Source organism: Pantoea sp. EKM101V (assembly GCF_011800325.1).
GTDB lineage: Bacteria > Pseudomonadota > Gammaproteobacteria > Enterobacterales > Enterobacteriaceae > Pantoea > Pantoea anthophila.
Window position 1 is genome coordinate 14,639 of record NZ_JAALFP010000020.1, and the last position, 26,292, is coordinate 40,930.

The 26,292-nt window shown below is 57.2% G+C and carries 24 protein-coding genes; 19 read left to right on the top strand and 5 right to left on the bottom strand.

Translation table 11 applies throughout. From position 1 onward, the window contains the following. The first annotated feature begins 100 nt into the window (after positions 1–100). The gene (gene alaC / locus HFD92_RS20925) at positions 101–1,336 is read left to right on the top strand and encodes an alanine transaminase (protein ID WP_009088884.1); all 1,236 of its coding nucleotides are present in this window, start codon (positions 101–103) and stop codon (positions 1,334–1,336) included. Positions 1,337–1,387: 51 nt separating this feature from the next. On the opposite strand, the gene ypdK is transcribed toward alaC, so the two are convergent. The 3 genes from ypdK to HFD92_RS20940 form a co-directional block, all read right to left on the bottom strand. Then, a complete protein-coding gene (gene ypdK, locus HFD92_RS20930; protein ID WP_099257831.1) occupies positions 1,388–1,462 on the bottom strand; it encodes a membrane protein YpdK in 75 nt (24 codons plus the stop codon). Between the two features lie 201 nt (positions 1,463–1,663). Continuing rightward, positions 1,664–2,692 (bottom strand): HlyD family secretion protein, encoded by a 1,029-nt coding sequence (locus HFD92_RS20935; protein ID WP_167429635.1) that lies wholly within the window; start codon positions 2,690–2,692, stop codon positions 1,664–1,666. A gap of 2 nt (positions 2,693–2,694) precedes the next feature. Next, entirely contained in the window at positions 2,695–4,293 is a 1,599-nt protein-coding gene (locus HFD92_RS20940; RefSeq protein WP_140922707.1) for an MFS transporter, read from the bottom strand. 149 nt (positions 4,294–4,442) lie between these two features. Here HFD92_RS20940 and HFD92_RS20945 point away from each other — a divergent pair, with 149 nt between their 5' ends. The 5 genes from HFD92_RS20945 (at position 4,443) to HFD92_RS20965 (ending at position 8,437) form a co-directional block, all read left to right on the top strand. Then, entirely contained in the window at positions 4,443–5,228 is a 786-nt protein-coding gene (locus tag HFD92_RS20945; RefSeq protein ID WP_046102323.1) for an IclR family transcriptional regulator, read from the top strand. A gap of 7 nt (positions 5,229–5,235) precedes the next feature. Then, entirely contained in the window at positions 5,236–5,688 is a 453-nt protein-coding gene (locus tag HFD92_RS20950; RefSeq protein ID WP_009088890.1) for a universal stress protein, read from the top strand. A gap of 9 nt (positions 5,689–5,697) precedes the next feature. Next, positions 5,698–6,504, top strand: coding sequence for a hypothetical protein (locus tag HFD92_RS20955; RefSeq protein WP_009088891.1), 807 nt, complete (start codon positions 5,698–5,700; stop codon positions 6,502–6,504). A 265-nt stretch (positions 6,505–6,769) separates the two neighbouring features. Then, complete coding sequence (locus tag HFD92_RS20960; protein WP_009088892.1) at positions 6,770–7,051, top strand: lipoprotein; 282 nt, start codon at positions 6,770–6,772, stop codon at positions 7,049–7,051. A 510-nt stretch (positions 7,052–7,561) separates the two neighbouring features. Next, positions 7,562–8,437, top strand: coding sequence for an SMP-30/gluconolactonase/LRE family protein (locus tag HFD92_RS20965; RefSeq protein ID WP_009088893.1), 876 nt, complete (start codon positions 7,562–7,564; stop codon positions 8,435–8,437). 35 nt (positions 8,438–8,472) lie between these two features. On the opposite strand, the gene HFD92_RS20970 is transcribed toward HFD92_RS20965, so the two are convergent. Next, entirely contained in the window at positions 8,473–9,699 is a 1,227-nt protein-coding gene (locus HFD92_RS20970; RefSeq protein WP_033736497.1) for an OFA family MFS transporter, read from the bottom strand. Between the two features lie 285 nt (positions 9,700–9,984). On the opposite strand from HFD92_RS20970, the gene HFD92_RS20975 reads away from it, so the two are divergent. Beyond that, positions 9,985–10,218: a hypothetical protein gene (locus tag HFD92_RS20975; protein ID WP_058958160.1), complete on the top strand. Its 234-nt coding sequence runs from the start codon at positions 9,985–9,987 to the stop codon at positions 10,216–10,218. Between the two features lie 36 nt (positions 10,219–10,254). On the opposite strand, the gene HFD92_RS20980 is transcribed toward HFD92_RS20975, so the two are convergent. After that, positions 10,255–11,154, bottom strand: a complete 900-nt coding sequence (locus tag HFD92_RS20980; protein WP_167429636.1) for a DMT family transporter — start codon at positions 11,152–11,154, stop codon at positions 10,255–10,257. 178 nt (positions 11,155–11,332) lie between these two features. On the opposite strand from HFD92_RS20980, the gene HFD92_RS20985 reads away from it, so the two are divergent. From HFD92_RS20985 to HFD92_RS21040, 12 genes are all read left to right on the top strand, one after another. Next, the gene (locus HFD92_RS20985; RefSeq protein ID WP_167429637.1) at positions 11,333–12,202 is read left to right on the top strand and encodes a helix-turn-helix domain-containing protein; all 870 of its coding nucleotides are present in this window, start codon (positions 11,333–11,335) and stop codon (positions 12,200–12,202) included. Between the two features lie 608 nt (positions 12,203–12,810). Further along, complete coding sequence (gene tssB / locus HFD92_RS20990; protein WP_140029675.1) at positions 12,811–13,308, top strand: type VI secretion system contractile sheath small subunit; 498 nt, start codon at positions 12,811–12,813, stop codon at positions 13,306–13,308. 33 nt (positions 13,309–13,341) lie between these two features. Continuing rightward, positions 13,342–14,889 (top strand): type VI secretion system contractile sheath large subunit, encoded by a 1,548-nt coding sequence (gene tssC / locus HFD92_RS20995; RefSeq protein ID WP_167429638.1) that lies wholly within the window; start codon positions 13,342–13,344, stop codon positions 14,887–14,889. A 17-nt stretch (positions 14,890–14,906) separates the two neighbouring features. Beyond that, complete coding sequence (tssK, locus tag HFD92_RS21000; RefSeq protein ID WP_167429639.1) at positions 14,907–16,247, top strand: type VI secretion system baseplate subunit TssK; 1,341 nt, start codon at positions 14,907–14,909, stop codon at positions 16,245–16,247. Further along, positions 16,244–16,933 (top strand): type VI secretion system protein TssL, short form, encoded by a 690-nt coding sequence (gene tssL, locus HFD92_RS21005; RefSeq protein WP_167429640.1) that lies wholly within the window; start codon positions 16,244–16,246, stop codon positions 16,931–16,933. The genes tssK and tssL overlap by 4 nt, the downstream gene beginning before the upstream one ends. Then, on the top strand, positions 16,930–18,642 hold the full coding sequence (locus HFD92_RS21010) for an OmpA family protein (RefSeq protein WP_167429641.1): 1,713 nt from the start codon (positions 16,930–16,932) through the stop codon (positions 18,640–18,642). The genes tssL and HFD92_RS21010 overlap by 4 nt, the downstream gene beginning before the upstream one ends. A gap of 4 nt (positions 18,643–18,646) precedes the next feature. Continuing rightward, a complete protein-coding gene (hcp, locus tag HFD92_RS21015; RefSeq protein WP_167429642.1) occupies positions 18,647–19,138 on the top strand; it encodes a type VI secretion system effector Hcp in 492 nt (163 codons plus the stop codon). 163 nt (positions 19,139–19,301) lie between these two features. After that, positions 19,302–21,956 carry a type VI secretion system ATPase TssH gene (tssH, locus tag HFD92_RS21020; RefSeq protein ID WP_167429643.1) on the top strand — a complete coding sequence of 885 codons (2,655 nt, stop codon included), beginning with the start codon at positions 19,302–19,304 and terminating at the stop codon, positions 21,954–21,956. Next, complete coding sequence (locus HFD92_RS21025; protein ID WP_167429644.1) at positions 21,953–24,331, top strand: type VI secretion system Vgr family protein; 2,379 nt, start codon at positions 21,953–21,955, stop codon at positions 24,329–24,331. Before tssH ends, HFD92_RS21025 begins: the two co-directional genes overlap by 4 nt. Continuing rightward, positions 24,332–25,117, top strand: a complete 786-nt coding sequence (locus HFD92_RS21030; RefSeq protein ID WP_167429645.1) for a DUF4123 domain-containing protein — start codon at positions 24,332–24,334, stop codon at positions 25,115–25,117. A 57-nt stretch (positions 25,118–25,174) separates the two neighbouring features. After that, positions 25,175–25,708: a DUF3304 domain-containing protein gene (locus HFD92_RS21035; protein ID WP_167429646.1), complete on the top strand. Its 534-nt coding sequence runs from the start codon at positions 25,175–25,177 to the stop codon at positions 25,706–25,708. 108 nt (positions 25,709–25,816) lie between these two features. Further along, positions 25,817–26,292 (top strand): DUF3304 domain-containing protein (locus HFD92_RS21040; RefSeq protein ID WP_167429647.1); only part of this gene is annotated, 476 nt, incomplete at its 3' end.

Here is a 26,292-nt window from a genome sequence, read left to right on the forward strand (position 1 = left end):
CTCGACAAAATGATCCTCACCACGTTATGTTCATAACGGGTCACCGCAGTGACCCGCGTCGCTCGGACGGTCCGGGCGCTTACGTAATCCAGAGGACACTATGGCTGATAACAGCACACCCCGTCGTTTCTCGCGTATTGAACGTTTACCCCCTTACGTTTTTAATATCACCGCTGAACTGAAGATGGCTGCGCGCCGGCGCGGCGAAGATATCATCGACTTTTCAATGGGCAATCCCGATGGTCCGACCCCACCGCACATCGTCGAAAAGCTCTGCCAGGTGGCACAGCGTGATGACACACACGGTTACTCGACTTCCCGCGGCATTCCGCGTCTGCGCCGGGCCATTTCCCGCTGGTACGCCGATCGCTACCAGGTCGAAATCGATCCGGAATCGGAGGCGATTGTCACTATCGGTTCTAAAGAGGGGCTGGCGCATCTGATGCTGGCAACGCTGGACCACGGCGACACCGTGCTGGTGCCGAACCCCAGCTATCCGATTCATATCTACGGCGCGGTGATTGCGGGTGCGCAGGTGCGGTCAGTGCCGCTGGTGGCGGGCGTTGACTTCTTCAACGAGCTGGAACGCGCCATCCGCGAGAGTTATCCCAAGCCAAAAATGATGATCCTCGGCTTCCCGTCCAACCCCACCGCCCAGTGTGTGGAACTCGACTTTTTCGAACGGGTCATTGCGCTGGCGAAACAGTACAACGTGCTGGTGATCCACGATCTGGCCTACGCCGACATCGTTTACGACGGCTGGAAAGCGCCGTCAATCATGCAGGTGCCGGGGGCGCGTGATGTCGCCGTGGAATTCTTTACCCTGTCGAAAAGCTACAACATGGCAGGCTGGCGCATCGGTTTCATGGTGGGCAACAAAGAGCTGGTTGCCGCACTGGCGCGTATCAAAAGCTACCACGACTACGGCACGTTCACACCGCTCCAGGTGGCGGCGATTGCTGCGCTGGAGGGCGATCAGCAGTGCGTGCGCGACATCGCCGAGCAGTACAAACGCCGTCGCGATGTGCTGGTAAAAGGCCTGCATGAAGCGGGCTGGATGGTGGAGAATCCGAAAGCGTCTATGTACGTCTGGGCAAAAATTCCGGACCACTATGCGCATCTGGGATCGCTGGAATTTGCCAAACATCTGCTGCAGGAGGCAAAAGTCTGTGTCTCACCTGGTATCGGATTTGGCGACTACGGTGATACGCACGTGCGTTTTGCGCTGATTGAAAACAGCGATCGCATACGTCAGGCGGTGCGGGGGATAAAAGCGATGTTTCGTGCCGACGGCGTGTTGCCGGGCAGCATGAAACTGCAGGAAGAAGAACGCTGACAGCCAGCAAGGGCGACGTTAACGTCGCCCTCTGGCGGCACTGTCACGCCGTTACTTCAGCAGCAGAACGAAGGTTCCGAACCAAAGTAATGCGAAAAAAGAAATTCCCATCAAGGCATATTTCACAAAGCAACTCCTCTGAGCGGTTACGATGATGGCGATCCCAAACCAGTGCAACGCGAACAGATGTGGAAAAGAGAGCGCCATAAGCGGCAGGGTCTTCTCTTGTCCGGGTCGATCTGAATAACTCAGAACAGGATCGAGCGCTAATTTACGCGTAATCCTGCCCAAATGAAATAGGTCCGTTCTGAGATATTGCTCACAATATTACGGTACGTCGATGTCCGGGATCGCAGACATGCCGACACGCAACTGGGCCAGATTAGGTTGGTCACTATCCAGCACAATTTTGACCGGCAAACGCTGAACCACTTTAGTGTAGTTGCCGGTAGCGTTATCGGGAGAGATAGCGGAAAAAGTTGCGCCGGTTGCCGGTGCAATGCTGTCCACATGGCCGGTGAACGTCCTGCCAGGCAGGGCATCTACCCGAATCTGCACCCGCTGACCGGGACGCACATCGCTGAGCTGCGTCTCAAGATAGTTCGCGGTCACATAGGTTTGCTGCAGCGGGACCACCGCCAGCAGACGGGTTCCGGCGGAGACATAGGCGCCTGTCCGCACCGCACGCTGACCGACCATGCCGTCCACCGGGGCGACAATACGCGTGTAGGAGAGATTCAGCCGGGCCTGATCGACGCTGGCCTTCGCGGCAGCCACATCCGCTTCCGCCGACCGCACCGCTGCCTGGAGTACCCCCACCTGTTTAACGGCTGACGCCAGCGCGGCCTGACTCTGGTGAACCGCCGCCAGGGCTGAGCGCTGAGTTGAGCTCGCTTTTTGCTGATCGTCGGCTGCAACGGTGCCGCTCTTGTAGAGGCGGTTGTAGCGTTCCGCGCTCTGACCGGCATACTGTGCTGACGCCTGACTGGCCGCTACGCTGGCTTTTTGCTGATCGATCACGGACTGCTGCTGTTCAAGCTGCGCCTGACTGCTGAGCAGCTTCGCCTGGCTCACCTGCAGGTCAGCGGTGGCGCTCTCCAGCGCCACGCGATAGTCACGATCGTCCAGCGTGGCCAGCAGCTGGCCTGCTTTAACCTGCTGATTATCCTGAACCTGCACGCTGCTGATATAGCCCGGGACTTTCGGCGCCACCAGCGTGTAATCGGCATTGATGTAAGCATCGTTGGTGCGGTGATCGTTGCCGTTCATCAGTGACCAGACGACAAAGGCCATGACCAGCAAAATCACCAGCAGCAGAGTCAGCAGCAGGGTTCTTTTCATTTCAAAAGCACGCATATTCAGTTATTCCGGGAAGGGGGTTGAATCAGAGTCTGCGGCGGCCAGACCCGTTTTGGCAGGATGGCGGTCAGCACCAGCAGGCAGGCGGCAAAGCCTGTCAGCATCAGCCAGCTGTCGCTCAGGCCCAGCACCGTTGCCTGATGCCGCACCAGGGTGGCGAATCCACTCAGATTCGCGCTGGTACTGATGCTGCCGTCAGGCAACAGCGGCAGGCTGCTGCTGGCCTGAGCGGCAGTCGGGGCGGTCATCAGCCAGCTGCGGCTGGCCGCCTGGTCAATCAGCACGCTGGAGTGAAACTGCTCGCGGTGAGTCAGGAATACTTCAACCAGTGTGGAGGCTGCGATGCTGGAAAAGCCGCGCACCGTATTAAACATCGCCGAGGCAAAGGGGCCTTCGGGTGGCGCCACGACGCTGGTGGCGCTCATCAGAATCGGCAGAATGATCATGGGTTGTCCGAACGCCTGCAGGATCTGCAGCAGCCAGAAATTCTGTCGCGCCCAGTCGCTGGTGATCTGTGTCCCCAGCAGACAGGCAACCACCAGCAGACCAACGCCCGCTGTCAGCATCCAGCGGCAGTCGACCCGGCGAATATTCAGCAGGGCGGCAATCAGCGGCGCGATCAGCAGCTGCGGCAGGCCGACCGTCAGCGCCAGCGGGGCAAACTCCAGGGTGCGAAATCCGCTGACCTGAGCGAAATAGGCGGAGGGCAGGGCAGAACCTGACAGTCCCAGGATCAGCACGCAGGCCAGGCCCAGCAAGCCGTGCGCCAGATTGGGCCGCCGGAGCATCTGCAGCTTAAACAGCGGCAGCGGGTGAAACCACTCGTTAATCAGAAAGACCAGCAGCAGCGGCAGAGCCGTCAGCAGCATCCCGGTAATCAGCGGCGAATTGAGCCAGTCGAGGCGCTCCCCCTGGGTCAGCACCAGCACCAGCAGCGCCACCCCACTGCAGCCGGTCACCATGCCGAACAGATCGATCTGCTGAAAGCGTTCGGGACGCAGTGGATCCTGCGGGATCCCGCGGCTGATCAGCAGCATGGCAATCAGCATGCCGGGCACCACCTGCCAGAAGACCATCATCCAGCTGACGTGATCGGTCCACAACGCGGCGAGCGAGGCCGCCATGTTGGGACCGAACGTCGCGGTCAGGGCATAACCTGCCAGGCCAAAGAGTTTAAACGGGGGCGGCAGAAAGCGCAGGGCAACCGTCATCAGCATTGGCGGTAATGCGCCGCCAAAAAGTCCCTGCAGAACGCGCAGGCTGATAAACAGCGTTGGGTCAGGCACCAGCGGCAGCAGAATGCCGGTCAGCATAAATCCCGCTGACACGCCGAGCGTGAAGCGTCGCAGCGACAGCGTGACGGCGAACCAGGGCGCAATCATCATGGCAGCGACTTCGGCCGCCTGATAACCGGAAATAATCCAGCTACCCTGATCGACACTGATACCGATTGCGGCACGAATATCGGCCAGCGCAATATCACTGACGCGATCGTTCAGTCCGGAGGTCAGGGCGGCGATCAGGACACCGACTAAACCCAGCGCCAGACGCAGCGTAAAAGGGTGGGGGGCCGGCACAGCGGCGGACCTGGCGTTCATAGCAGGCGATCTCGTTATTATGATGCAGTGTATTGCGATGTGATACAGCCGGTAATATTACATCCCGGTATGCTGTATTGCAATGTGGTACAGGCTGTAAAAAGTGCGGCAATCGGGTTACAGTAAGGCAGCTCAAACAGGACGACGCTATGGCACATCACCCCTCCAGCCGCGAGGATGAAAAAACGGGCGGTATACAGGTCATCGCCCGTGCGGCAAAAATTCTTAATGCGCTGGGCCAGCAGCCGGGCGGCATGAGCCTCGGCGAGATCGCGCAGGCGGTCGAACTGCCGCGTTCAACGGTGCAGCGCATTGTCGCCGCGCTCGACAGCGCAGAGCTGGTGCGCAGCAGCGGGGCGGGCGGACTGCGGCTGGGGCCGGCACTGCTGAAACTCATCTCCAGCGTCCATACCGATGTCGTAGATCTGGTCAGCCCGCTGCTGGAAAAACTCTCCTCCGATACCAACGAAACCGTCTCACTGGCACGCGCCAGCGGCAGCCAGCTGGCGATTGTTCATCACGTGGTGGCATCGCGTGAGCTTCGTGTCGTTCCGCATATGGGACTTAATCTGCCGCTTTACAGCACATCCGGGGGGCGGGCACTGCTGGCGCTCGAGTGTGACAAAGATGTGCGAACCATTGTCGGCGATGAGTGGCAGGAGTTAACGGATATGACCGTGAAAACCCTGCCGCAGTTGCTGCAGCTGCTCGGGGAGGTTCGCGAAACCGGCATTGCCGTGGATCGGGGTGAAACGCTGGAAGGGGTCTCTACCATGGCGTTTGCGCTGGATACGCTGTTTGGTCGTTTTTCTGTCTCTTTGCTGGTGCCCTCTGCACGTTTTCTGCGACACGAAGCCCGCTTTCGTGACGAGATGCTGAAGTGTAAAGAGGCACTGGTACGTGAAATCGGCAAAGTTGCCGCGATAGAAGGATAAGCATCTGATGAAAACCCTGCTGATGGCCATTGATCACTCTCCGGTAGCGGAGAAAGTGGTCGCCTTAACCATTGAAGAAGCGCTGGCACATCGTGCGGAAGTGGTGGTGCTGTGCTGTATAGATCCTGCCTACTCCGCCTGCAATCAGCCGATGGAAATCGACGCAGGTGAAGATCCGGCCGATTTTGTGGCCGCGCAGGATGAGCAGAACACTGCGGAGCTGGTGGTGCGCCATGCGCTGGCACCGCTGCTGCGCGCCGGCATTACGGCCCGAGGCATGATTCTGGCCGGTGACGCGGCAGAGTCTATCGTTGCCCAGTCGCAGCAGCTCAAGGCCAGCATGATCATTATGGGGCGTCGCCATCTCTCCTCTTTTAACCGGTTATTGAAAGGCTCCGTCAGCGCGTCGGTCATTGAACGTGCGCACTGTCCGGTGCTGATCGATGTGCGTAAGGATTAATCCCGCCGCATGAATGGGCTGCTTTTTATTACGCTGGCGGCGTTTGCGCTGCTGGCGCTGATCATTATTGTTCTGATCAAAACGACCCGGCTGCGTTTGTGGCAGGGGCTGGTTCTCTTTCTGCTGCCGCTGATACTGGCGAATCTGGTCTGGTTCAGCTGGGTCGCCCCGCATCGGTTGCAGGCCAGCCAGCATGAGCAGGCGGTGAAGCAGCTGGCAACAATGCCGGGCTACCGGGTGCTGCAGACGCAGGAACCGGCGCTGTGGCTGCTGCTGACCCAGGAACTGACCCGCCGCATCCGGGCCGGAGAACCGGCTGAGCAGGCGACGGGCGAACTGCGCGGCTGGCTGATCGAGGTGATTAATCAGCGGCTGATGCGCGGAACGGATCAGGCGGTTGTTAACTATATCCGCGTCTCAGTCGAAGAGATGAAGGCGCTGAACAGACTCGACCCGGGCCTCTGCTTCCGTTATCTCTATCCGCAGGTGAGCGGAGGCATCAATTTGCTGACCACGCTGCCACCTTCCCTGAATCGCAAGGAGGCGGATGCGATGGAACAGCTGCTGCTGAACAGTCCTCCGCCCGATCAGCCACTGGATAAGCCGCTGGCACAGGCGGATCTGCAGAACATCGTCGGTCGCCTCTATCAGCAGTGGGGCGAAAAGCTGCAGCAGCTGAATATGCCTGCCGACACGGCGGTAGACCGTTCATCGCTGTGTGCCATGTCTATCGATCTCTACAGTGCCATTCTGGCATTACCTGACAAGCGCGCCGCTAATCTGTTACGTAGAATGATTGCCCTGACCGGTCAGTAACGGATGGCCGGAAGCGGGCAAAAAAAAGCCCGCTAAGCGCGGGCAGGGAAGAGAGGAACAGATTCTTATTTTGGGATTTCCTGGTGTGGTGCAGTCTTTCGTTGGGTCTGACTGCATCCTGTCATGTCTGGTACGATAGTGCTAGCCGTTTAATCGTATCGCATTAATTGGCAAAATCTTCTAAGGTTTCGATTTTTCGCGCATTAATCCTATGGATGCGTGACAGGCCGCGTCATACACTGCGCGGCAAAGTGAGGACAACGAAATGAAAAAATTAATTACCGGCGCACTGGCGCTTATTCTGCTGAGTGGATGTACCTCCAGCAAACCCGGGGCATTTGAACGTGTTGACGAAGATCCCAGCTCAAATACCGTTCAGTATCGGTTTGACCCGCTGAAGGTCAATCGTGATGCGATGGATATTGACCTGGCGAATTACTGCAGCAACAAAGGATTTGATAAAGTGGAGGCGCTGCCGGCACAGGAAAGTCATATTCCGGGGCTGAAGAAAGCGTGGTTCCAGTGTAATTACGCTATAAAAAGCTAAATAAAAAAGGGCGGGATAATTATCCCGCCCTGACGATTTTATATTTTTATTTTATGCTGTGTGACATCTTTGCCCGTTAATGGCGATGGTGACCGCCATGATACCCTCCGTGATGACCTCCGTAATAGCCTCCGTGATACCCGCCACCTCCATGGTGCCAGCCGTTGTCGTGCCTCGGGCTGATGATACAACCGCTTAATAAGGTCATCAGCGTTACCACCGAAGCGACTTTAATTAATCTCTTCATCGGAAGCGTCTCCTCTTTTCCAATGACTATGACATTACGACGGAAAAGTGGAGTGAGAATGCAGGCTTTGTAGAGTTAGTTAAACAGATATGACGGAATATTTCAGCGCGGTCTTTTCTGCGGCGGCTGAAAATAAAGAAATCAGAATGGGCTGAATAATAAACACTATCAGAGAGAATCTTCTTAAAATCAAGCGAAAATAATTCTCATCTGACCGTTTTTATCACTACATTATTAGCAGGTCAGTTTAACGGGAGAAAAACATGGCACATGAAGTAAGACATATTCTGGCATTACAGGCTGAGCTGGGCGAATGTCCGCTCTGGTCAGTGGAAGAACAGGTGTTGTGGAGTGTTGATATTCTGGCACCGGCGATTCACCGTTTCGACCCGGCCAGCGGTGAACTGCAGACTTTTCCGCAGGCGGAAGAGGTAGGCTGCATTGGTCTGCGCGAGCAGGGTGGACTGATCGCCGCCTTGCGTAATGGTGTCTGGCTGCTGGACGCACAGGGCCGGCCTGAAAAAAAGATTGCCGAAAATCCGGGTGACGCGCCGTTAAGCCGGTTCAATGATGGACGCGTCGATCCCTGGGGCAATTTCTGGTGTGGCAGCCTGTGGGAGCCGCAGGATAAAAATGGCGGCCTGCTTTGCCGCGTCACGCCCGACCTGACGCTGGAGGTGAAAGCGCGCGACATCAAAATCTCTAACGGGCTGGCTTTCTCCCCCGATCGGCGCTGGATGTATCACAGTGACACGCCGAACGAGACCCTCTATCGCTATCCTTTAGATGAGCAGGGTGAACCGGGCGAGCGTACGGTATTCCGGCGCTTCGATGCGAAGGGGGGACTACCGGATGGTGCTGCGGTGGATAGCGAAGGGTTTTACTGGTCAGCCCAGTTCGATGGCGGACGTGTGGTGCGTATCGACCCGCAGAGCAGTGAAATCGTCGATGAGATCCTGCTGCCGGTGAAGTGGCCAACCATGGTGGCCTTTGGCGGCGCCGACCTTAAAACGCTGTTTATCACCAGCTCACGGGAAGATCGAACGGAGGAGGAGCTGGCGCGCTATCCCCTGTCGGGCGATCTCTTTGCTGTGGACGTGGCCGTGGCGGGTGTGGCAGAGCCGCGTTTCCGCGGCTGAGGATGATTGGGCCGTGGCAACACGGCCCGACAGGATCAGTGGCGCTGCAATACCGGTGCTGGCGCAACCGTACGCTGTGGCAGACGGATAGTGAGTGACAGGAACAGGGAGATGACCAGCAGCGTCATAATCAGGCTGAATGTCACCGTGAAACCGCCAAACAGTGAGGCAACCAGTGAGCCCAGTACGCTGCCGATGCCAAAGCCGAGATAGAGCAGGCCATAGTTTTTGGTCAGGTTATTAAGGCCGAAGAAGTCACTGACCAGCGAAGGAAATACCGTGATGGTTCCGCCAAAGCTGAAGGCCACACAGGCGAGTGACAGGAAGAAAGTGCTCTCATTCATCCGGGTGAAAAGCAGCACGCTCATCCCGATCAGCGACACGATCTGCGCCAGCGAAATCACCCGGATGCGCATCATCCGGTCGGACAGCACGCCCAGCACCAGACGGCCGCTCAGGTTAGCGATGGCGATCACGGTGACGGCACTGGCGGCAGTCTGGGTGGTCAGATGCACCAGGCCTTCACCGATGTCTTTAGCCACCCCGATAACATAGAGACCACTCATGCAGGCGGTCAGGAACATCAGCGCCAGCATCCAGTACTGCGGCATACGCACCGATTGTGCCAGCGTATAATCACGCGCCTGTTGCTGACCTCGCTGGCTGCTGCTGTTTTCCTGCAGAGGCGCATCGCGCATCAGCAAAGCCCCCAGGATAATCATCGACATGGCCAGCACGCCCCAGATCATAAAGGTCTGCTCCAGACCCACCGAGGCCAGCAGAGCGCCGCAGATGAACTTGAATCCAAGACTGCCCAGGCCATATGCGCCAATGGCACAGGCAGAGATCATCCCTTTGCGCTCCGGGAACCACTTCACGCAGTTTGACAGCGTCATCAGGTAACCCGCCCCATCGGCCAGACCCACCAGCAACCCGGCGCTGAAATAGAGCATCATCAGGTTATCAGCCTGCGCGGTCAGCCAGAAGCCGACCGCCATTAGCACACCGGCTCCGATCGTGACGCGGCGTACGCCAAAACGTTCCTGTAATTTACCGGCCAGTGACGAGGCAATTGCCAGCCCCAGACTCAGCAGGCCAAACGAAAAAGCCACCTGACTGATCGGTGCATTCAGCTTGTGGGAGAGCTGGCCGTTGAAAAGACTCCATGTGTAGACTGACCCCAGCGCGAACTGAGTGATTACGGTGCCGAACAATGTAAGCCAGCGGGAACGCTGGTATGAAGCCTGCTGCGTCTGGTTCATCATTTATCTCTCCCGTCCGGGAATCTGGAAACTGCGGTCAGAATAAAGCAGTAACGCGCGCGCAGGCGTAGCAAACGCATGAACGGAACGGATCAGGGAATGAAATGCCATCCAGCGGGTATGAATGGCATTGTGCACTCTCTTTGAGGTCGCGCTGAAGGTAACCAAAGCGGCAACCTGATGAGTAAGCGTAATGAGCGGTAAGATAATGTTTCACACTGCTGTTTCTGTAAGCAGGTTTCTGGATCTTTTGCCAGGATAGGGGTTCACTCAACAGGAGGAAATATGAAAGACCGGACATATGAATCCACTACCAGTGAAGACGAAGTCTGCTGCATCATCGGTCAGGCCGTGGTTGAACTCAGTACAGAACAGCAGCCTGTGACGAAATCGACGCTGGCACTCAAGCTGCTGTCGATGGCTGACCGTGACAGTGACGATGAGCGTGTTCTGCTCTACTGGATTGCGCGCAAAGCGATCAATCAGCCGCAGCAACTCCTCCCGCAGTCGTGGGCATAACAGCCAGCCCATGCGGGCACTACGCCCGCATCTCTGTCAGACGGTCGCCCGGCTAACGCTGAGCGGCCAGCGGGCAAACATCACGACATTGCCCAGCAAAATCATGACAAGGCCAGGGATGGCACTGGCGTGCCACTCATATCCCTCATAGCGGGTTGACAGTGCCAGCGCGACCAGCGGAAACAGCACCGTCGTATAGGCCGCCCGGCTGGCACCGATGCGACCCACCAGCGTAAAGTACGCACCAAACCCCATCACCGATCCCACAATCGCCAGATAGCTTACCGCGCCTGTCCACTGCGCGTTCCACGTCGGCTGCAGAGAAACACCCTGAAGCAGTGAAACCAGCGCCATCATTAACGCGCCGTACAACATGCCATAGCTGTTGGTGGTCAGCACGTCACGATGCAGACGCTGATGCCGCTGACTGATCATATTGCCGAATGAGAATCCCAGCGTGCCCAGCGCACTTAATCCAATGCCCCATAGCAGGCCCGCAGAGGTCTCTGTGTTGCGCAGATCGTGCCAGAACAGCGCCACAATGCCTGCCATACCCAGCACCATAGCCGGAAGCAGTCGCGCAGAAGGGCGCTGACGGAAAAATATCCAGCTGTTAATGGCGTTATAGATCACCGCCATGGAGAAGATGACCGACTCCAGACCACTGCTGATATATCCCGAAGCGTAATAGAAACAGACAAAATTGAAGCCAAACACGCAGCAGCCCTGCAGCAGGCAGAAGAGATGATCGCGCAGGGTCAGCTTATCCAGCCGCTTCATCAGCTTAAGCAGAAGCAGCATCACCACCGAGGCCAGTAAAAAACGCCAGAAAACCGCGACGGTCACCGCGCTGGCGCCCGCAGACTGTTGCGCATAAATCGCAATCCAGGTTGTGCCCCAGATCACCACCACAGAAAGATATAAAAACAGGTTCATGGCCTGAATCTCCACGTTAAAACGCGGAGTCTGCACCGGTACGGCAATCAGGTCTTACAGCGGATTGCGCGGAGTTTGCAAAATCTTGCGCATTTTTCTGTGTCGTCCCGATGTGACCTGTTTTCTGTCCCGCGTTGTCCGTAAACTGGCGCTCTGTTCAACCTGAAATGCGACCCCGATGCCTGTTTATCAGACTTTTGAAATGCTGCAGCGCCATAAAGCACAACTGCGTGATCAGGTGCAGCTTCACAGCGGCATTCAGCTGGCCGCCTGGTTTAACAGTGGCGATCGTGTCACCAACTTCAGCGATCACCACACGCTGAGCCTCTATGTCGCGGGGGGATATGACACCTGGCACAAAACTGCGCATGGCTGGCGCAACGGTGGGGCACCGGATCGCTTCTGTCTGATGCCTGCCGGCACCGAGTCGACCTGGGACCTGCGGGCCGATCTCGCCTTTGTCCATCTCTACTGCAGTGAGACGCAGCTGCGACAACTGGCTGAGCGGGTATGGGATCGCAGCCCGGCACAGTTAACCCTGCATGAGAAAATCTTTTCTGCTGACGACCGTATCACGCAGCTTTACCGGCACTTTCTGCTGAGCTGCGACTGGCAGCAGCCTGCCAGTCAGGTGATGCTGAGCAGCGCCTCCACCTTACTGCTGACCCACCTGTTGCAGCACTACAGCGACGTGCAGTGGCAGCTGCCCCAGGTGCGGGGCGGCCTGGCACCGGCGGTGTTACGGCGGGTGCTGGACTTTATTGAAACGCATCTCGACCAGCCTTTAACCCTGGCGGTGCTGGCCCAGGAAGCGGCGCTCAGCGAGTTTCACTTTGCCCGCATGTTCCGGCACACCACCGGCGCAGCGCCACACCAGTTTGTGATGCAGCGTCGGATGGCACGCGCATATGCTTTGCTGGCACGTCCCGATCTGACACTGACCGAAATTGCCTTTCAGTGTGGTTTTCACTCTTCCGCGCATTTCAGCCATCGGTTCCGCCAGGTTTATGGCATGACGCCCTCTGCCTGCCGTCGGGCGCAGAGCTGAAGGCAGTTTTAAAAACGTTTTAAATGACATCCGGCCGCGTTTTAAAGAGTGCGTGAATCGGTATCTTCTGGTGGCAAAAATCACCGCGCTGGCTGGCTGGCTGTGAGGGCGGGTTTAAATCTATTCTCACCAGCGGTTCCTGCAATTATCGCATTAAATCAGACACGCTTTATCTTAATAAAAACTCAATGTCATTCTGAACATATTTCTTAGGAATATTCCACAGCTTCTCCTGTCAGCCCGCGTTATAACGTCCGGCGTTTTTGCCCGCCTTTATTTTTTCTGTTCCAGAATGGTTCTTCTGTCAGTCAATGACTCTTTTTAATGTGGCTGTATTGATTCAAATCAATGCCATAACCATTTACGAGCAATTTTTCGTTCGTTTTCACTGCAACGACATAAATGTTTATTTAATTGCTCACTTCTGGCTCAAGTCGCTGGTGTGATGACAATTGTCGCTATTAAAATTCAGCAGAAAATTCTTAATAAATTGAGTAATTAGTGTAATGATCTTAATATTTGATCTTATCTCGATCATTATTCTATTATCTTGCGTCTATAGCTTTAGTCTGAAAAATCCATGTAGCGATAATCTGAGGGATGGTGAGATGTCGGATAGTTTCCAGAGTGAAGTGCCGAAGGCACGTATTAATTTGAAACTCGATTTGCATACGGGGGGCGCAAGCAAGAAAACGGAACTCCCCCTGAAATTACTGGTGGCAGGTGACTTCAGCCATGGTCAGGAATCTGCACCCCTGTCTGAGCGTAAGAAAGTTAATCTCAACAAAAATAACTTTGACGCAGTGCTTTCCGAATATTCCCCAAACGTCAATCTGACCGTTAAAAACACACTTGCCGGTGATGGCAGTGAGGAAAATATCACGCTGACATTCCAGAGCATGAAGGATTTCACCCCGGAACAGGTTTCACGGCAAATACCCCAGCTGAAAGCCATGCTTTCCATGCGCAATTTACTTCGCGATTTAAAAGCCAACCTGCTGGACAACCAGGCATTCCGAAAAGAGCTGGAAAAGATTCTGCTCGATCCGGCATTGAGCGCAGAACTCAGAGCCGAACTCTCCGCCCTGGCCCCGAAACAGCCATAACGATCACGATGCTTTAACGGATTAATAAGGAAGATGCTGATGTCTGTAAAAAATGAGAATGCTGCGGGTGGCGAGAGTGTCGTGCTGGAACGTCCTGCTGCCGGTGGGGTATATGCCTCTCTGTTTGAAAAAATCAACCTGAACCCGGTGTCTGAACTGAGTGCGCTGGACATCTGGCAGGACGCGCAGGCGATGTCAGATGCGACCGCGGATGAGCGTCTGACTGCCGGGATGCAGGTGTTTCTGGAATGCCTGACAAAGTCGGGCTCAAAAGTCGAAAAGCTCGACAAAAACCTGATTGACCACCATATCGCAGAACTGGACTATCAGATCAGCCGCCAGCTTGATGCCGTGATGCATAGCGAAGAATTCCAGGCAGTGGAAAGCCTGTGGCGCGGCGTGAAATCACTGGTTGATAAAACCGATTTCCGTCAGAACGTGAAGGTTGAACTGCTGGATATGTCAAAAGAAGAGCTGCGTCAGGACTTCGAAGACAGCCCGGAAATCATCCAGAGCGGATTGTATAAGCAAACCTATATTGAAGAGTATGATACACCGGGTGGCGAACCGATTGCCGCGCTGATTTCCGCTTACGAGTTTGATGCGTCTGCGCAGGATGTCGCGCTGCTGCGCAGCATCTCCAAAGTCTCTGCCGCAGCACATATGCCGTTTATCGGCTCGGCTGGCCCGAAATTCTTCCTGAAAGATTCGATGGAAGAAGTGGCTGCTATCAAGGATATCGGTAACTACTTTGATCGCGCGGAGTACATCAAGTGGAAATCCTTTCGCGAGACGGATGACTCCCGCTACATCGGTCTGGTCATGCCGCGTGTGCTGGGCCGTCTGCCCTATGGCCCGGACACCGTGCCTGTTCGCAGCTTCAATTATGTTGAGGAAGTGAAAGGCCCGGATCACGACAAATATCTCTGGACCAACGCCTCTTTTGCCTTTGCGGCAAACATGGTGCGCAGTTTTATCAATAACGGCTGGTGTGTACAGATTCGGGGCCCGCAGGCCGGTGGTGCGGTTCAGGATCTGCCTATTCATCTGTATGACCTTGGCACCGGCAATCAGGTGAAAATTCCGTCTGAGGTCATGATCCCGGAAACCCGCGAATTTGAATTTGCCAACCTGGGTTTCATTCCGCTGTCATATTACAAAAACCGCGACTATGCGTGCTTTTTCTCGGCGAACTCCACTCAAAAACCTGCGCTGTATGATACGGCAGATGCGACGGCCAACAGCCGTATCAATGCACGTCTGCCCTACATCTTCCTGCTGTCGCGTATTGCCCACTATCTGAAGCTGATTCAGCGTGAAAACATCGGTACCACCAAAGACCGTCGTCTGCTGGAGCTGGAGCTGAATACCTGGGTGCGCAGTCTGGTCACGGAAATGACCGACCCGGGCGACGAGCTGCAGGCCTCTCACCCGCTGCGGGACGCCAGAGTGGTGGTGGAAGACATTGAGGATAACCCCGGCTTCTTCCGCGTGAAGCTCTATGCCGTGCCGCACTTCCAGGTGGAAGGGATGGACGTCAACCTCTCACTGGTTTCTCAGATGCCTAAGGCCAAATCGTAAGCTAAGGCAGGAAGCCAATGAAAACGGAACAGCCGTTATGGGGCCGGGGGCAGATGATCTCACCCCAGCACTTCCAGCAGCAGGCCGCGTATGCGGCCTGGTCAGCGGAATGCATCGCCCGACTGGGGCTCTCCCATCCCTGGGGGGTGATTGAGGCAACTTTTGAACCTGACGCATTAAAACTGGGCCGCCTGCAGGCCAGTCATCTGCACATCCGCTTTCCCGACGGCACGCTGGTCGACACGAATAGGGGGGATGACCTGCCACCGGTGCTGGCGCTTGAAGGGGAGTCCCGGGATGTCGGGGTGGTTCTGGCGCTTCCGCTGATGCGGGCAAATGGGGGCAACTGTCTTAAGCCTGATGAGGTAGCCGATCGCCCGGTTCGATATCGTCAATGCTGGCGGGATGTTCGCAACCTCTTTGGGGAAGATACCCGTCAGATTGCGGTGATGCAGCCCGCGCTGACGCTGCGTTTTGCTCATCAGAACAACAGTGATTACCTGACCTGCCCGGTCGCCCGCCTGCAGCAGGATTCGCAGGGCCGCTGGACACGCGATGATGCATGGCTGCCCCCGTTGCTCGCTCTGCAGGGCAGCCGCTGGCTGGTGAATCAGCTGGAGCAGCTGATGACACAGCTCCGCGCCCGTCTGAGTCGCCTGATGGCGATGCGCCGGGAAAGTAACGAGCGCATGGCGGATTTTGCCGTAGCCGACGTGTCACTCTTCTGGCTGCTCAATGCCCTGAACAGTGCCGAGCCGGTACTGGGTCAGTTTCAGCGCCACCCGCAAAGTCCACCGGAGCGTCTGTACCCGGAACTGGCGCGGCTGGCGGGCAGTCTGCTGACCTTCTCGCTGGAGCATCAGGTGAGCGCGATTCCGTCCTGGCAGCATGAGCAACTGAATCACGTATTCCCGCCGCTGTTTGATTTGCTGAGTGATCTGCTGGAAGCCAGCCTGCCGTCACGGGTGGTGGCAATTGAGCTTGAACAGGATCCCCGGCTTCACGTCTGGCAGGCTCGTCTGCATGACCCCCGTCTGCGTGAAGGGGCGGATTACTACCTCTCCGTGCGTTCACCGATACCGGTGGGACAACTGCAGGAACAGTTCCCGCGCCAGTGTAAGGTCGGCACGCCTGATCATGTCAGAAGTATCGTCAATTCGTCGCGGGTAGGTATTCCTCTGACGCCCTTGCGTCATGTGCCAGCCGCCATTCCGCTGCGTCTGGAAAATCAGTATTTCAGCCTTGATGTTTCTCATCCTCTGGCCACTGAAATGCTTCAGAGCGGCACCTGTATGTTTTACGTGCCGGGCATGCTCGGCGAGCCTGAACTTGAACTCTTTGCGGTACTGAGAACATGAGTAAGCCTGAACGCGGTGTTGCCACATCTATCGATATTGATGCTCTCCTGCAGAATACCTGGCTACAGGTGATCAGCCTGCGTTACGGCCCGATATTTCAGGAGGGAGAAGGGCGCATGTTATGGGAGCGCTGCATTGCTGATGTCGAACGGGTCCAGCGCGAACTTAAAGCGAGCGACCTTGATGAAGCCAGCTGTCAGCATATTCTCACGGCACAGTGTGCGCTGCTTGATGAGGCGGTCAAAGGTCGCGGTGTGGAGGATGATGCCTGTGTGCAGTGGTATGGCATTCCCCTGCAGGGTTACTTCCTTGGCACCATGGACGCGGGTGACACGCTGTGCGATCGGATGCGCGCAGTGCTGCGTGACCCATCGCCCGAACGGGCCGTCCTGACCTGCTTCCAGCGGGTCATGATGCTGGGATTCCTGGGCAGCTTTCGTGCTCTGAACGATCCGGAGCGTCAGAAACTTGTCAGCGCACTGAGTGAACGGGTCTCACCGTTCAGCTATCCCAATACGCTTCCGGTTCTGGCAGAAAGTGGTGCCAGACGGGGGATGGGGCGCTGGCTGGACGCATGGCCCGTGCGTATCGGCCTGAGCGTCGTGGTGGTGGCCGCACTCTGGTGGGGACTGGATCACTGGCTGGATCAGATGCTGCAGAGCCTGTTGCCGGGAGCCGTGAAATGAGTCCTGCACAACAGCGCGCGCTTGCACTGTGGGCCGCCCTGCTGAGTGCCGTGGTCTGCCTGGATTTCCTGCCGGTATCCCGACTGGTTTCCGTGCTCCTTCTGCTTACCGTTCTGGGGGGTATCCTGGCGTTCCGCAAGGTCGCCAGTCGTCGTGCGGAGCATGACGTTACCCTGCATCTGGATGACCTCCCGGAAGCCTCCTGGCGTCAGCCTGTGGTGCTGTTCTGTGGCGATCTGCCGCTGACATGCCGACAGCCGTCACCGGTGTTCACTGTTACGCAGGGATGCTGGATCCGCGTGGCGGATCATCAGGATCTGGTTCAGGTCGCTCAACAGGTTCTGTCGCTGCGGCCTGACTGGGGTCGCCAGCTATCGGTGATGGTCAGCGTCTGTCCGCAGAAACATGCCGACAGCGAAGCGCTGACCCGTCGTCTGCTGGCCCTGCGCTGGCAAATCAGCCAGTTGCGTAAAAAAACGGGTCATTGTGTGCCACTGGTTCTGAAGGGGCAGATTGGCAGCGCGATGACGGATGATCTGCTCTGGCAGGCGGCTATCCCGGGTGAAGGCGTGAGGGTCTGGCGGGCGTCTTCAGCGCCGGGTTCACTCGCTGAATGGATCACCACCGGTGGGTCGCCAGCGATGCAGCAGCAGGTGCTGATAAACAGCCTGATAGCGTGGTTTCAGCAGCATGTCACTGCGCGCTTTATGGATGAGCATCCCGATGTTCCGGTCATCGCACCTGTTGCGGTGTTGTGGGGAATGGGACCGATCCTTGCCGGCAGTCTGGCCACATCTGCCTGGACTGCATGGCTAGCCCGTCACACTGCGATCCAGCAGGTTGCGGGCTGGCAGCCGGTGGGAACGGACAATACGGTGGTTGCCCCCTTCCCGGATTTTATTCTGCCGCTGCTCCCTGAAGGACGCGGCCTGACGCCACGTGGGCGAGCCTGGCGTTATGCGCTCGGGATTTTCACGCTGGCCGCCGTTGCTGCCCTGCTCAGCAGTAGCTGGAACAATCGCCAGCTGCTGCAGCGTGTGAGCTTCGATATTGCCCGCTATGACCGTATCCCGATGCAGGATTTCGGCCCCAAAGCCGATGCCGTGACTGTCCTGCGTGACGATGCGGCAGAGCTGGATGACCAGGCGCGCAATGGCGTACCGGCTCGGATGAGCCTGGGTCTCTATCAGGGAGATCGTCTGCGAATGCCGGTGCTGGAGGCGATCCGTTCGTATGTGCCGCCACCGCCGCCGCCTGAACCGCAGCCGGAACCTGAACCGGTACCCAAAATTATCCGTCTCGACAGCATGTCGCTGTTTGATTCCGGCAAATCTGCGTTGAAAGCGGGCTCCACCAGAATGCTGGTGAACTCACTGGTCGGCATCAAAGCGAAGCCGGGCTGGCTGATTGTCGTGTCCGGCCATACAGACAACACCGGTAACCCAAAACTGAATCAGACGCTGTCACTTGAGCGTGCCGCAGCGGTACGCGACTGGATGCGTGACACCGGTGACGTACCGGAAAGCTGTTTTGCGGTGCAGGGCTATGGCGCAAGCCGTCCGATCGCTACCAATGACACCCCGGAGGGGCGTGCGCTCAACCGCCGTGTCGAAATCAGTCTGGTACCGCAGGCCAGTGCCTGTCAGATACCGGGCCACACCCAGGCGTCATCGCAGGATGATGACGCATCACTACACAATGGAGAGTAATTTCATGGCAATTCCTGTTTATCTCTGGCTGAAAGACGACGGCGGCGCGGACATCAAAGGGTCCGTGGACGTTCAGGATCGAGACGGCAGCATTGAAGTGGTTGCACAGCAGCATAACCTCTACATCCCGACCGACAACAACACCGGCAAGCTGACCGGCACCCGTATTCACACCCCGTTCCTGTTTACCAAGGAGATCGACTCCTCCAGCCCCTACCTGTACAAGGCAGTGACCACCGGGCAGACCCTCAAGTCTGCTGAATTCAAATGGTACAGGATCAACGACGCGGGCCAGGAAGTGGAGTACTTCAACACCAAGCTTGAGAACGTGAAAGTCGTGAAAGTGAACCCGGTGATGCACGACATCAAAAACCCGGCTTTCGAGAAGCACAATCATCTTGAGCAGATTGAACTGCGCTACGAAAAAATCACCTGGACCTACAAAGACGGCAACATCATTCATTCCGACTCCTGGAACGAACGCGCCACCGCATAAGTCACGAGCGGGCAGAGCTTCTCTGTCCGCTCTTTTTGCTGAGCGTCTGCCTGTGCGGGCGCTCAGCAAAAAACATCACATCCCGGAAACAGACCTCATGGGCCTCGGTAACGGCCAGGGGCGGTAGCGTGCCTGAACGGTCCTCAACAGTGAGCAAGCAAATATGGAAAACCCGGCAATCCTTCTTCGACGTCTCAACCCTTACTGCGCCCGCGCGATGGAAGGGGCAGCCTCCCTGTGTCTGATTCGCGCCCATGCTGAAATCCTGCCGGAGCACTGGCTGCTGAAACTGCTGGAGCAGGGGGAAGGCGATCTCACCGTGCTGGCCCGCCGCTATGAGTGGAATATGGACGCCATCTGGCAGGATTTGCTTGCCTGGCTGGATAAGCAGCCGCGCTCAGTACGCCAGCGTCCGCAGTTGTCTGACGCCATTCAGACATTGCTGCAGCAAGCCTGGCTGATTGCTTCTCTGAACGGTGAGGAACAAATCCGCAGCGTTCATCTGCTGATGGCGCTGGCAGATAAACAGAAACTGGTGCGCTGTGACGGGCTGTGGCCACTCCTGACTCTGGGCCAGAGTCAGCTGGAACGTCTGCGTCCGCTGCTCGATGCACAGTCGGACGAACGCCCGGAACTGCAGCAGGAAGCGGAACTTGCGCAGAGCCACAGCGGCGGGATGGAATTTGTCGGCCGTCCGGTAGGTGCCGAGCTGAAAGAAGGCGAGCTGAGCCCGGCGCTGCAGAACGCGCTGGATAAATTTACGCTCGACGTCACCGCCAAAGCGAAAGAGGGCAAAATCGACCCGGTGTTTGGCCGTGATACGGAAATCCGCCAGATGGTGGACATTCTCTCGCGCCGTCGCAAGAACAACCCGATTCTGGTGGGCGAACCGGGCGTGGGGAAAACCGCGCTGGTGGAAGGACTGGCGCTGCGTATAGCCGAAGGTAACGTGCCGGAATCTCTCAGGCCGGTTGTTCTGCGTACCCTGGATTTGGGTCTACTGCAGGCGGGCGCGGGCGTGAAAGGCGAGTTCGAACAGCGTCTGAAAAACGTCATCGACGCGGTACAGCAGTCTCCGCTACCGATTCTGCTGTTTATCGACGAAGCCCACACCATTATCGGTGCCGGTAATCAGGCGGGGGGCGCAGATGCGGCCAATCTGCTGAAACCGGCACTGGCGCGTGGCGAACTGCGTACCCTCGCCGCGACTACCTGGAGCGAGTACAAACAGTACTTCGAGCGCGATGCCGCGCTGGAGCGTCGCTTTCAGATGGTGAAGGTCGACGAGCCGGATGATGAGACCGCCTGCCTGATGCTGCGCGGTCTCAAATCCCGCTATGCCGAGCACCACAATGTGCATATCACCGATGATGCGGTCCGTGCTGCGGTCGCGCTCTCCCGCCGTTATCTGACCGGTCGCCAGCTGCCGGACAAAGCGGTCGATTTGCTCGACACCGCCGCCGCCCGCGTGCGCATGAGCCTTGATACCGTTCCGGAGCAGCTGACCCGCATTCGCGCGCAGATTACTTCGCTTGAAATGGAGAAGCAGGCACTGCTGGAAGATATTGCTTTTGGCAGTCAGAGCCACAGCGAGCGTCTGACTCTTATCGGGCAGGAAGAAGTACAACTGATCCTCAAACTTGATGAGCTGGAAACCCGGCACGGTCAGGAGCTGAAAGTCGCAGAGCAGTTGCTGCAAAGCCGCCAGGACCTCTCCCGTCAGGGCGAAACTCACGCGCTGCAACAGCAACTGAACGGAATGCAGCACAGCAATCCACTGCTCTCGATCGATGTGGACGTGCGCACCGTTGCCACCGTCATTGCCGACTGGACAGGCGTGCCGCTCTCTTCGCTGATGAAAGACGAACAGACCGAACTCCTAAGCCTGGAGAAGGAAATCGGCAAACGCGTGGTTGGCCAGGATGTGGCGCTGACTGCCATCGCCCGGCGTCTGCGAGCGGCGAAAACCGGCCTTACGTCCGGGGACGGTCCGCAGGGCGTATTTCTGCTGGTTGGCCCGAGTGGCGTCGGTAAGACTGAAACCGCGCTGGCGCTGGCGGATGTGCTGTACGGCGGCGAGAAGTCACTCATCACCATTAACCTGTCCGAGTACCAGGAGCCGCACACGGTGTCGCAGCTGAAAGGCTCACCGCCGGGCTACGTCGGCTACGGCCAGGGTGGCATCCTCACCGAAGCAGTACGCAAGCGTCCCTACAGCGTGGTGCTGCTCGACGAAGTGGAAAAGGCACACCGTGAGGTGATGAATCTGTTCTATCAGGTCTTCGACCGCGGCTTTATGCGCGACGGCGAAGGCCGCGAAATCGACTTCCGTAATACCGTTATCCTGATGACCTCGAACCTCGGCAGCGACCCTTTGATGCAGCTGCTGGATGAGCAGCCGGAGGCCACCGAAAGCGACCTGCACGAACTGCTGCGCCCGATCCTGCGTGACCACTTCCAGCCGGCGCTGCTTGCCCGCTTCCAGACCGTGATCTATCGACCGCTGGCCGAAGCGGCCATGCGTATCATCGTGGAAATGAAGCTCGACCAGGTCAGCAAGCGCCTGAACCGTCACTACGGCCTGACCACCCATATTGATGGCAGCCTGTATGACGCGCTGACCGCCGCCTGCCTGCTGCCGGATACCGGCGCACGCAACGTCGACAGCCTGCTCAACCAGCAGATTCTGCCGGTGCTGAGCCAGCAACTGCTGACCCACATGGCCGCGAAGCAGAAACCACACACCCTGACGCTCGGCTGGAGCGACGAAGACGGTATCTCGCTGGACTTTAACCGGGCTGAGGGAGAGAACGTATGAGCAGCAATCCCCCGATCAGATTCAGCCACAATCACCACCTGCTGGCGGTCAAAGGCTGTACGGCGGAACCTGACGTGCTGGCCTTTGAGGGCGATGAGGCCTTAAGTAAACCGTTCAGCTACCGCATTGAATTCACAAGCTCTGACCATGCCATCAGCAAAGAGATGATGCTGATGAAAACCGGCTCGCTGACGCTGCAGGCCCCGGTGGACCAGGGTTGCGGCATCAGAGTGCAGCAGGCCGTGCGCACCCTTCAGGGAGTAGTGACCGGCTTTGAACGCCTCAGCACATCAAAAGATGAAACCCATTATGCCCTGACGCTCCGGCCACGCCTGGCGCTGCTTGACCGTTCGCACCAGAACGCCATCTATCAGGACATGTCGGTCCCGCAGATTGTGGAAAAAATCCTGCGCGAGCGTCACAACATGCGCGGGCAGGATTTTCTGTTCTCGCTGTCAAAAGAGTACCCGCGCCGTGAGCAGGTGATGCAGTACGGTGAGGACGACCTGCACTTTATCTCCCGCCTGCTGGGTGAGGTGGGTATCTGGTTTCGCTTCACCACCGACACGCGTCTGAACATCGACGTGGTGGAGTTTTACGACAGCCAGCAGGGGTATGAGAAAGGCCTGACCCTGCCGTCAGTCCCGCCGTCGGGCCAGCACTCAAAGGGGGTGGATTCGGTCTGGGGCATGGCGTGCCACCACAACGTGGTGCAGAAGCAGGTCAGCACCCGTGACTACAACTACCGTCAGGCCACGGAAGACATGAACACGCAGGTGGACGCGACGCAGGGCGACAGCACTACCTGTGGCGATGCCTACCACTGGGGGGACAACTACCTTACCCGGGGTGATGCATACGACCGCAATCCCGCCCCGGAGTCCGGGGCGTTTTATGCCCGCATTCGTCATGAGCGCTACCTGAATGGCCAGACCCGGACGCAGGGCATTACCAGCTGTCCAACGCTCTTTCCGGGCCAGGTGCTGAAAGTCACCGGCGGGTACGAAGTGGCAGAGGTGTTCAGCGCGGGTGTGGTCATCACGGCGATGCGCACGCATGCCCGTCGTGACAAGGACTTTGCCGTTGATTTTGACGGCATTCCTGATAACACCGATTTTGGTTTCCGCCCTGAGCCTGGCTCACGTCCGGTGATGGCCGGGACGCTGCCGGCCCGCATCACCAGTACCACTGAAAATGACACCTACGGCCACATCGACAAAGACGGTCGTTACCGCGTCAATATGCTGTTTGACCGTGACAGCTGGGAGACCGGATTTGAGAGCCTTTGGGTGCGCCAGTCCCGCCCGTACGCAGGGGATACGTATGGCCTGCACCTGCCGCTGCTGGCAGGAACCGAAGTGGCGATTGGCTTTGAGGACGGTAACCCGGACCGGCCGTACATTGCCGGCGTGCTGCACGACTCGGCGCACGGCGACCACGTCACCATCCGCAACTACAGACGTAACGTCCTGCGGACGCCTGCGAACAACAAAATCCGCCTCGATGATGAGCGCGGGAAAGAGCATATTAAGGTCAGCACGGAGTACGGCGGCAAGAGTCAGCTCAATCTCGGGCATCTCGTCGACAGCGAGAAACAGCAGCGCGGCGAGGGGTTTGAGCTCAGGACGGACAGCTGGGGGGCGATACGGGCGCAGAAGGGGATTTTTATCTCGGCGGACGGGCAGGCGAAGGCGCAGGGCGACGTTCTGGCGATGGAGCAAGCGATCAGCCTGTTAAACGGTGCGGTAAATCAGGTTGCAGAATGGGGAGGGCTTGCAAGAACCCACCAAAACTGTGCACCGGATACACAACCTCTTCAGGCGCTTGTTTCAGGAGCCTGTGAACTTAAAGAACCGACTTTGTTGATGTCTGCGCCGAAAGGGATTGCTGCCGTCACGCCGGAAGCGGCAGTGCTGCACACTGGCAAGGGCCTGTATCTGCAAAGCCTGGGGGAGGTTGATCTTAGCGCGGCGCAGCGTTACTCCGTCAATGCCAGCCAGGCTATCTCTATTCTGGCTCATCAGGAAGGTATGCGTCTGGTCTCTGCCAAAGGCCCGCTGGCGGTGGAATCCCATGCGGATACGCTGTCGCTCACATCGATGAAGGATGTCACGGTGCAGTCCACCCAGGGGCACCTGCAACTGACGGCAAAGAATGGGATCACGCTTGCCTGCGGGGGCGCTTACATCAAGCTCACGCCACAGGGCGAAATCAGCGTGCATGGTCCAGGCCTGTTAAGCCTCAAAGGGCAACATAAATTACAGGGCCCGGCGAGTGAAGATTATCCGCTGCCAGAATTGCCTTCGTCCGTGTGCAAAGAGTGTCTGAAAAAGGCGCAGCGGCTGGCTCAGGGCTTTGTGCCAAGGGAGGCATAAGTGAATACGACCCCTGTTACCGACTGGGTGAATCTGCTTCAGCAAACCTGCGCTGATATAAAAATGACCCACCTTGATTTTATTCTCGACCAGTGCGGTATTGATTTTTCCATTATCCCTGTACTACGGGATTTTTCACCGCCTCTGGTATGGGAGTCTCTCTACCAGGGCTTGCCGGAAGATGCCCTGACTGAAGAGTCGCCGCTGTTGATCAGGATCTCTTTAAACGATCCTCATCAGAAGCAGTGGTTCAATGAGCTGGCTCTGAAAGTACAAAAGACGGCCCCGCTGATGGTGCTCTGTTCTCCCTGGCCTTTCACTGCTCTGGCTGAATGGTTAACTGCCTGCACCGATGCGACACATGAGGGACGTGCAGGGCTGTTCAGATACTTTGATGCCCGTATTTTCCCTTATCTGTTCTCTCATATTCTGGAACCTGATCAGCAGGCTCAGTTGCAGCGCCCGGCGTTGTTCTGGAGTTGGCTGGATCTTGACGAAAAGCCGGGATTGCTGATGGGGCAGGGAGCACAGCCCGCCATCAACGAGAAGTGCCAGAACATCGCTTTGAGCGATAGCCAGTTTGAAGCTCTGATGTGCATCTGCGATGCCAGGCTGATGCTTCGCTATCGTGACGTTCCCGATACGGGATTTGCTTCGCAGGTTGAACGGTTTACGGCCTGTTTCATCGGCATGCTTTCAGCCACCGCCAAAGGGATGATACTGGATAAAGAGCGCGAGGATTGGGTGATTAAGAACCTGATCGTACGGTCCTCAGCAGAAGTCTGAAAGTGGGTTCATGAGGCAGTTCGCCTTCCGGAGAGGCTGCCATACAAGGAATGTAAAATGAAAATAAGACATTACCTCGTGGTACTGGGTGCCCTGCTGCTGGCGGGCTGCAGCCAGCCGGCGGCGAATGCGGAAACCCGGAGTGGCGGTGGTGGAACCATTGTTGCCATCAACCACACCAGATGGGCGATCAACCATTTCAGTGTCGACGGTCAGTCGGGAATAGACATCATCGGGCCGTATCAGGGCGGCGGGGGCGGCTGCTGCTATGGCGTGCCGGCGAAGTGGCGGCCGGGTATGACGGTGAGGGTGAACTGGGAAACTGGCGAAGCATCAACAAAAGGGTTTCCAGGATTCGCTGATTCAAAAAAATACAGAGAATGGCGAGATAAAATTAAGGCCCAGAATAAGCAGCACAGCGCAGTAGTACCGGTTCCGGACTATACGGAACAGGAAACCTGCGGGATCACGTTACATTTTCTGCCCTGTGATGAGGTGAAAGTGACGACCAGCTGTGCCAACTATGGTCACCCGGAACACCCGATCAAAGAGCCCCTTAAGATGCCGGAGCCCAAAGTCTGTCCGCAATAATCACCAGCCTGACCTTTATTCCCCTTCAGTAATGCTCAGCCATGTCATCCCTGAAAGTCATGGCAAAGCAGGGCGCAGTACCGTGTTAATTCATCTAAGGAATGCAAAATGAAAATACGATTTTACCTCGTGATACCGGGTGCCCTGCTGCTGGCGGGCTGCAGTCAGCCTGTGGCGAAGGCTGAAATCCGGAGTGGCGGTGGTGGAACCATCGTTGCCATCAACCACACCAGATGGGCAATCAACCATTTCAGCGTCGACGGTCAGTCGGGGATAGACATCATTGGGCCGTATCAGGGCGGCGGGGGCGGCTGCTGCTATGGTGTGCCGGCGAAGTGGCGGCCGGGAATGAAGGTGAAAGTCGACTGGGAAAGTGGCGAAGCGTCCACAGATGATTTCCCTGGGTACCAGGATAGGGCTAAGTATCTGGCCTGGGAAAAGAAAATTGACGAAAGTAATCGAAATCATAGCAAAATTGTGCCAGTTCCGGACTATACGGGACAGGAAACCTGCGGGATCACGGTGCACTTTATGCCCTGCGATGAGGTGAAAGTGACCACCAGCTGCGTGAGCCCCGGCCGGCC

What these genes read in the sequence shown, in the direction of transcription:
- tssH (WP_167429643.1), top strand. Translation starts at nt 19,302, where the DNA reads ATGGAAAACCCGGCAATCCTTCTTCGACGTCTCAACCCTTACTGCGCC.
- HFD92_RS20955 (WP_009088891.1), top strand. Translation starts at nt 5,698, where the DNA reads ATGAATGGGCTGCTTTTTATTACGCTGGCGGCGTTTGCGCTGCTGGCG.
- tssB (WP_140029675.1), top strand. Translation starts at nt 12,811, where the DNA reads ATGTCGGATAGTTTCCAGAGTGAAGTGCCGAAGGCACGTATTAATTTG.
- HFD92_RS20980 (WP_167429636.1), bottom strand. Translation starts at nt 11,154, where the DNA reads ATGAACCTGTTTTTATATCTTTCTGTGGTGGTGATCTGGGGCACAACC.
- HFD92_RS20965 (WP_009088893.1), top strand. Translation starts at nt 7,562, where the DNA reads ATGGCACATGAAGTAAGACATATTCTGGCATTACAGGCTGAGCTGGGC.
- HFD92_RS21025 (WP_167429644.1), top strand. Translation starts at nt 21,953, where the DNA reads ATGAGCAGCAATCCCCCGATCAGATTCAGCCACAATCACCACCTGCTG.
- HFD92_RS20940 (WP_140922707.1), bottom strand. Translation starts at nt 4,293, where the DNA reads ATGAACGCCAGGTCCGCCGCTGTGCCGGCCCCCCACCCTTTTACGCTG.
- HFD92_RS21010 (WP_167429641.1), top strand. Translation starts at nt 16,930, where the DNA reads ATGAGTCCTGCACAACAGCGCGCGCTTGCACTGTGGGCCGCCCTGCTG.
- alaC (WP_009088884.1), top strand. Translation starts at nt 101, where the DNA reads ATGGCTGATAACAGCACACCCCGTCGTTTCTCGCGTATTGAACGTTTA.
- tssL (WP_167429640.1), top strand. Translation starts at nt 16,244, where the DNA reads ATGAGTAAGCCTGAACGCGGTGTTGCCACATCTATCGATATTGATGCT.
- HFD92_RS20960 (WP_009088892.1), top strand. Translation starts at nt 6,770, where the DNA reads ATGAAAAAATTAATTACCGGCGCACTGGCGCTTATTCTGCTGAGTGGA.
- tssK (WP_167429639.1), top strand. Translation starts at nt 14,907, where the DNA reads ATGAAAACGGAACAGCCGTTATGGGGCCGGGGGCAGATGATCTCACCC.
- HFD92_RS20975 (WP_058958160.1), top strand. Translation starts at nt 9,985, where the DNA reads ATGAAAGACCGGACATATGAATCCACTACCAGTGAAGACGAAGTCTGC.
- HFD92_RS20970 (WP_033736497.1), bottom strand. Translation starts at nt 9,699, where the DNA reads ATGAACCAGACGCAGCAGGCTTCATACCAGCGTTCCCGCTGGCTTACA.
- HFD92_RS21035 (WP_167429646.1), top strand. Translation starts at nt 25,175, where the DNA reads ATGAAAATAAGACATTACCTCGTGGTACTGGGTGCCCTGCTGCTGGCG.
- hcp (WP_167429642.1), top strand. Translation starts at nt 18,647, where the DNA reads ATGGCAATTCCTGTTTATCTCTGGCTGAAAGACGACGGCGGCGCGGAC.
- HFD92_RS20935 (WP_167429635.1), bottom strand. Translation starts at nt 2,692, where the DNA reads ATGCGTGCTTTTGAAATGAAAAGAACCCTGCTGCTGACTCTGCTGCTG.
- HFD92_RS20950 (WP_009088890.1), top strand. Translation starts at nt 5,236, where the DNA reads ATGAAAACCCTGCTGATGGCCATTGATCACTCTCCGGTAGCGGAGAAA.
- HFD92_RS20945 (WP_046102323.1), top strand. Translation starts at nt 4,443, where the DNA reads ATGGCACATCACCCCTCCAGCCGCGAGGATGAAAAAACGGGCGGTATA.
- HFD92_RS20985 (WP_167429637.1), top strand. Translation starts at nt 11,333, where the DNA reads ATGCCTGTTTATCAGACTTTTGAAATGCTGCAGCGCCATAAAGCACAA.
- tssC (WP_167429638.1), top strand. Translation starts at nt 13,342, where the DNA reads ATGCTGATGTCTGTAAAAAATGAGAATGCTGCGGGTGGCGAGAGTGTC.